This window comes from Kitasatospora sp. NPDC007106, from assembly GCF_040634455.1.
GTDB classification, from domain to species: Bacteria; Actinomycetota; Actinomycetes; order Streptomycetales; family Streptomycetaceae; genus Kitasatospora; species Kitasatospora arboriphila.
This window is the reverse complement of record NZ_JBEYFP010000356.1, coordinates 1-6,111: the sequence shown is the minus strand read 5'-3', so window position 1 is coordinate 6,111 and position 6,111 is coordinate 1. Positions and strand designations below refer to the sequence as shown.

Here is a 6,111-nt window from a genome sequence, read left to right as displayed (position 1 = left end):
CCCACGGGTCGCCGGCCGGCGGCGGTCCGTATCCGTAGGGCGGGACCGGCGGCGGCGCGTCTGCGGACGGCGGGGCGAAGGCTCGGGCGAAGGCGTCGTTCTCGGCGGCCGAACCACCCGGCGAGGGGACGTCCTGGTCGGACGGCATGAGGCGGGCTCCCTGGGCGTGGTGCGCGCCGGACGGGATCGTTCGACGGCGGCGCGAATATAGCGGATCACCCGGACACCCGTCCGACGGGCAACCTGACGCCGCCCCGGCGCACCCCGGCCGACGAACTCGCCGACCTGGCCGAGGATCCCCTTCAGCCCAACACCCAGCCCGGGGCCCCCGCCGCCGTCGAACACGGCACCTCCCTGCACCGCGAACTGGAACTGCTCGTCGCGGCCGGGCTCTCGCCCGTGGACGCCCTGCGCGCCGCCACCGTCCTGCCCGCCCGGCACTTCGGCCTCGCCGACCGCGGCAGGATCGCACCCGGTCTGCGCGCCGACCTCCTGCTCGTCGACGGCGACCCGCTCACCGACGTCCGGGCGACCCGCGCGGTACGCGCCGTGTGGTGCGGCGGCATCCGGCACGTCCCCACATGAGAGCACCTCGCTGACGCCGGGCAGGGCGGTCGGCGTACGGCGACGGCGTCCGAGGAGCCGAGCCGCCGCCCGGCACCTCGGCCGACCTCGCCCCCGGGCCACCGGATGCCGGACGTGCTGCCCGGCCCTGCGCACGGGCTGGTCCGCCGCGGCATGCCGGCCCAGGGCATCGCGGACCGCGCTACGCGGCGGTGCGGCCGTCTCGCGCCGTGGCGCGGTTGCCGGCGACCATCCGCCCGAGGTAGACGGCGTTGACGAGGCCGGCCGTGACGGCGGTGGCGAGCTGGAGCAGGGGGCCGATCCATTCGACCGGGGTGTCCCAGAAGACCGCGGGCAGGGGCATGGCGAGAAGACCGAAAGGTGCGGTGGCGAGGGCGAGCCACAGACCGGCGAACGAGGGGTTGTGGATGACGTACGTGGCGTGGACGTCGAGACCGACCGCGGCTGCGACCAGGACCAGGTAGGCCCGCGAGAGCATGTTGTCGAACGCGGGGGCCAGCAGAGCGGGAATGCGGCGGGGTCGGGGGGCGGCGTCGCTGGTCATGGCTTTGTTCCCTCGGTGGGTCGGTTGCTGTTGCACCAAGAGTGGATCACCGTCGCGGGCCCGGTCCTGAGTAGGAATACTCATCACGCCCGCCACGGATACGCAGCGGGTGACGTCCGGTCGGCCCGGTCCCGGTGTGACGGGGTGACAGGATGACGCGGTGTCCGAATCCCTTCATGAACCGTGGCTGCGCGGCATCGCCTTCAATCCGGCGGCGCCCTCCGAGGTGCTGATACGCCTGCTGGATCGAGCGGCCGGCGGGATCGGCCCGCTGATGTGCGAGGGTCGTGACCTGCCCGACGCCGTCGTCGACGCGGCCCTGCGCCATCCGGACAGAGTCGTCCGCCGCGCGCTCGCCCGTAACCGGCACGTCGACCCGACGCGGCTCGCCCCCTTGGCCACGGACCCGTCGGGGATCGTTCGCGGGTGGCTCGCCGGCGGCCCCCGCCCCCGTCCCCGGTGGGTCCGGCCGCTTCCGGACGACGTCCTCGTCACCCTCCTGACCGCTCAGGACGGGGGCGAGGACGGCATGGTCACCGAGCAGGACATCATTGCGGAGCTCGACTCGTCCCGGCAGATCCCGCTGTCCTTCCACTGCTCCCTGGCCGGCCGCGAGCACCCCGAACTCCGGATGCGGGCCACCTGGAGGTGGCAGTTGCTCACCCCCGCGGAGCGCGAGGCCCTGCTCGACGACCCCGACCCCGCCGTACGGGAAGCCGCGCAGGACCACAGCTGGGAGCTGGACCCGGAACGGGTGGAGGCCAGGCTGCCGTCCATCGGCTCGCTCAGCAAGGGATTCGTGCTCGGCACATGCGCGTTGTCCCGAGCGCTCGTCGAGCAGTGCTTCGCGGACGGCACGGTGCGCCCACTGACCTGGAACCGCCATACCCCGGCCGATGCCGTGGCCCGGCTCGCCCGCCACCCCGAGCCGGCGGTCCGAGCCTTGGTCGCCGCCCGGCCCGACCTGGGAGCCGACCTGGTCGCGGAGCTGAGGGAGGATCCGGACGAGAACGTGCGGAGGCGCGCACGCCTCCACCCCGTTCCCCGCACCTGGGCCGAGTACTGGGCGATCGAGCGGGTCATCGGGCAGATCATCGGGCACGGTCCGGACTGCACCTGCCCGATCACCGAGCCGACCCCCGAGCCGTCCCCCGACTGGTACGCCGCCTGCGCGGCCTCCGAGGAACCGGAGCTCCGCCGGGTTGCGGCGAGCTGGCCGCTCCTGCCCGCCGTGCTCGTCGAGACACTCGCGCAGGACGACGACGAGGAAGTACGGATCCGGCTGGCCTGCCACCACCCCCTGGCCCCGCCCCACCTCCTCCTGGACGTCTTCGTCACCCGCCCGGCCCACCGTGAACACCTGCTGACCCTGCCCGCCTTCCCGCGCACCGGCCGCACCCACCTCATCGGCCACCCGGACCCCGAGGTCCGCGCCCTGGCCGCAGCCGATCCCGCCCTGCCCGAACCCCCGGTGGACGACCCCGACGAGGCGGTGCGCCGGGCCGCCGCCGCCAACCCGAGCCTGACCCCCCAGGCCCTGGAGCCGCTCCTCGCCGACCTCCGCACCGCGGAGGGCGCCGCGGCCAACCCGTCCCTCCCCGCCGCCCGCATGCACGCACTCCTCGACCGCTGCCTGACCGGCGGTGCTGCCGCCACCCCGCCGCCGGCGGCCGAAGGCCGAGGGACGACGCCCGGCCAGTGATCACGGGCCGGGCACCATCCGCCGGCTGCCGACCGACACCGTCACCGCTTCTTCGTTTCATGGTGGTTCCAGCGGTCGTCGGCGGTCGGTGCGCGCCTGACCGGCTAGCCGCGAACGAACCTGACTCTTCATCAGTTACGCCTTGGGGTCGACCATCTAGGCTGATGTGGTGACTGATGAGCAGGAGCGGGTGCAGCCGTCGGGAGTGTGGGCCACGGCGGTGGGGGTGGCCAGGGTGCGGGCGCTGGAGTCGGAGCGGGAGAACGCGCTGTTCCGCGACCCCCTGGCGAAGGCCTTCGCCGCCGCCGGCGGCCTGTGGCCCGCCTCGCCGCCGCCCGAGGACGAGGCCGCGCGACGCCGTCGGCTCGCCGTGTCGTTCTCGATCGTCATCAGGACGAGGTTCCTCGACGATCTGTTGCTGGAGGCGTCCGCGGCCGGGGTCCGGCAGGTCGTGCTGCTCGGCGCCGGCATGGACAGCCGGGCCTTCAGGACGGACTGGCCCGAGGGCACCCGGCTGTTCGAGGTCGACACCGCCGCGCCACTGGACTTCAAGGCGGCGGTGCTGCGCCGGGAGCGGGCCGTCGCACGCTGTGAGCGGATCACCGTCGCGGTGGACCTGCGTGAGGACTGGCCGGGCGCGCTGGCCGCCGCGGGGCACGACCCGGCGCTGCCGACCGTGTGGATCGCCGAGGGACTGCTGATCTACCTGCCCGAGGACGCCGTGGAGCTGCTGCTCACCCGGATCGGGGCGCTGTCGGCGGTAGGCAGCCGGATGGGGCTGACGTTGGGCTCGCGCGGCGTGGTCGAGCGGTTCGGTGCGGACGCCGTGCCGGGATCGGCGGCGTCCCTGTGGGTCTCGGAGATGCCCGACGACCCGGTGGGCTGGCTGGCCGGGCACGGCTGGGACGCCGACAGCCACACCCTGCGCGAGCTCGCTGCCGCCTACGGCCGCCCGATCGGCACCCCGCCGCAACGCGAGGAGCGGCCCGGCGGACTGATCGCGGCCGTCCGCCAGTAGACCGCCTCCCGGTCCCCCCGATGATCGATCCCAAGGGGCCCGACGAGTGGACCAGGTTCGACGTGCCGCGGTCAGTGGTCAGGAATCGCTCCGGGCGGCGGGCGTGGACGGGCGTTCGGGGCGGCGCGGTTCTCGGCCGGCCGTCGGCCGGAGGGCCTGCCGATGTGCGAGCACCCGGGCGGTGAAGACCTCGACACCGTCCACGACCGCTTCGAAGCGCAGGGAGTGGAACAGGTCGAAGGCGTGCTGGGCGCCGGGGAGTTCCGCGTACACGACGGTCTCGACGCCGGCGTCCCGCAGCTCGGTGGCGAATCGCCGGGCGATGTCCACCGGTACCACCGTGTCCCGGTCGCCGTGGACGAGGAGGAAGGGCGGCGCGTCCGCGGTGATGTGCGCGGAGGGCGAGGAGTGCGGCCCCTGGCCGTAGTAGGGCCCGTAGTAGCCGTTCAGTCCGATCACCGCGGTGACCGAGGTGTCGGCGTCCTCGAAGCCGGGCTGGAGGGTCGGGTCGCCGGGGGTGAGGGCGGCCAGCGCCGCCAGATGTCCGCCGGCCGAGCTGCCCGCCACGAACACCGTTGCCGGGTCGGCCCCGAATGCAGGGCCGTGTTCACGCACCCAGGCGATCACGCGTTTGGCGTCGATCAGGTGCTCGGGGTGCCGGACGGCGGGCCGCAGCCGGTAGTTGGCGCTGATGCAGACCCAGCCCCGGTCGGCGAACCTGTGCAGCAGCGGCAGGGACTGCCTGTTCTTGCGGCCCCCTCGGTAGCCGCCGCCGTGCAGGTGGATCAGGACGGGAGCTCCCGGCGGCGTCGCACGACCGTGGTAGACGTCGAGCCGGTGCCGGCGGCCGCCGGTGCCGTACCGGAGGTTCGCGACGCGGACGACACCACGGGGACGGCGCGGGAACGGACGGAGCACGACGCGGGCGAGCGGATGCCGACGGCCCGGCCCGACCGCAGCCGCACCGGGGGAGTGTGCCGCCCGCCGGTCGGCCCCCAGCCCTTCGGCCAGGGCGCGGTCGACCTCCGCCCGTGCGCGCATGCTGCGCCGGACGACGAGTGCCAGTCCTGCGACGGTGGCCGCCGCCAGTGCCACTGCCGCCCACCCGGCGGGCGTGCGGATGTCGCCCTGGGCGAAGGCCACCGCGGTCCACAGCACCAACCAGGCCGCCGCGACGAACGGCAGCTCGCCGATCAGTAGGCCGAGGCGGAAGCTCAGGTCGTCGAGCGGCCACGGCCGGCGCACCGGGGCGAGCGCGAACAGCGTGCCCGCGGCGACGAACGCCACCGTCCACAGATATCCGACAGGCACAGGAATCGTCCTCCGCATCACGGCCGGCCACGGGCCACCGCCGCGCCCGCAGCACCCCATCCTCATCACCGCAGATGTGGTACCTCATTTGTGGTACCACGGGTGGGGTAGTCTCGGCAACGTGAACAGAGACCGACGCGACCGCCTCCGGGACGCGGCCATCGAGGTACTGGCGGAGGCCGGCGGGCGCGGCCTCACCCACCGGGCCGTCGACGCCGTTGCGGCCGTGCCCCCGGGCACCACCAAGAACTACTTCCCCACCCGCGACACCCTGCTCACCGCCGTTGCCGAGCGGTGCGCCGACCTGTACGGCGCCGTGCCCCGCCCCGCCCCCGTCGACCGCGCGGGCCTGGCGGACATGCTGCGCACACTGCTGGAGAACGTCGCCGGACCCGGCCGCACCCGCATGCTCGCCTATGTGGAGCTGCGCGCCGAGGCCGCGCGCCGCCCCCGCCTGGCGGCCCTCCTCGACAGCGTGGCGATCGCCGACTTCACCGCCTTCGAACAGGCCCAGCGCGCCGCGGGTCTGCCGGTCACCCCGGAGCGCTCGGCCGCTGTCGTCCTTGCCCTGCACGGTGCCGTCGGCCACCTGCTGGCCGGCGGCCACGACCTGCTCGCCGCCGCAGGACTGCGCGACCTCGACGCCCTCGCGCACGGACTGCTGAACACCGTCTACGGGCCCGCCCTCGACGTCCCGGCCGCCGCACCTCGGTGACCGGCGAGCCGGGTTCGGACGCGCTGCACCGTCTGCCGGCCACCGGGTCAGGATTGATGCCGAACGCGCGCTGCCGAGCAGCGGTCGCCGTCCGGTGCTTGCCGGGTGTGCCGGGCCAGTTGTGAACGAGGGGGTCGGGTCCGGCGCCGCGTCTGCCGCCTGCACGTGGTCCCCGCCCTCGGCGACCGCAAGCTCCGGGACCTCAGCGCGGAGGACGTGGACCGCTGGCTGGCCGC

At 74.5% G+C, this 6,111-nt stretch carries 5 protein-coding genes and 1 pseudogene; 4 read left to right on the top strand and 2 right to left on the bottom strand.

What is annotated here, in order from left to right:
• Positions 1 to 318: 318 nt before the first annotated feature.
• Positions 319 to 585 (top strand): annotated as a pseudogene (locus ABZ641_RS23210) (amidohydrolase family protein); the annotation flags it as partial.
• 181 nt (positions 586 to 766) lie between these two features.
• Here ABZ641_RS23210 and ABZ641_RS23205 read toward each other — a convergent pair.
• Positions 767 to 1,129 (bottom strand): hypothetical protein, encoded by a 363-nt coding sequence (locus tag ABZ641_RS23205; protein WP_344624937.1) that lies wholly within the window; start codon positions 1,127 to 1,129, stop codon positions 767 to 769.
• A 160-nt stretch (positions 1,130 to 1,289) separates the two neighbouring features.
• On the opposite strand from ABZ641_RS23205, the gene ABZ641_RS23200 reads away from it, so the two are divergent.
• Entirely contained in the window at positions 1,290 to 2,831 is a 1,542-nt protein-coding gene (locus ABZ641_RS23200; protein WP_359984518.1) for a hypothetical protein, read from the top strand.
• Positions 2,832 to 3,036: 205 nt separating this feature from the next.
• A complete protein-coding gene (locus tag ABZ641_RS23195; protein ID WP_359984521.1) occupies positions 3,037 to 3,849 on the top strand; it encodes a class I SAM-dependent methyltransferase in 813 nt (270 codons plus the stop codon).
• A 78-nt stretch (positions 3,850 to 3,927) separates the two neighbouring features.
• Here the strand turns inward: ABZ641_RS23195 and ABZ641_RS23190 are convergent, their stop codons facing one another.
• Positions 3,928 to 5,160, bottom strand: coding sequence for an alpha/beta hydrolase (locus ABZ641_RS23190; RefSeq protein WP_359984516.1), 1,233 nt, complete (start codon positions 5,158 to 5,160; stop codon positions 3,928 to 3,930).
• A gap of 121 nt (positions 5,161 to 5,281) precedes the next feature.
• Between ABZ641_RS23190 and ABZ641_RS23185 the strand changes: the two genes are divergently transcribed.
• Positions 5,282 to 5,875: a TetR/AcrR family transcriptional regulator gene (locus ABZ641_RS23185; RefSeq protein WP_359984513.1), complete on the top strand. Its 594-nt coding sequence runs from the start codon at positions 5,282 to 5,284 to the stop codon at positions 5,873 to 5,875.
• The last annotated feature ends 236 nt before the right edge of the window (positions 5,876 to 6,111 follow it).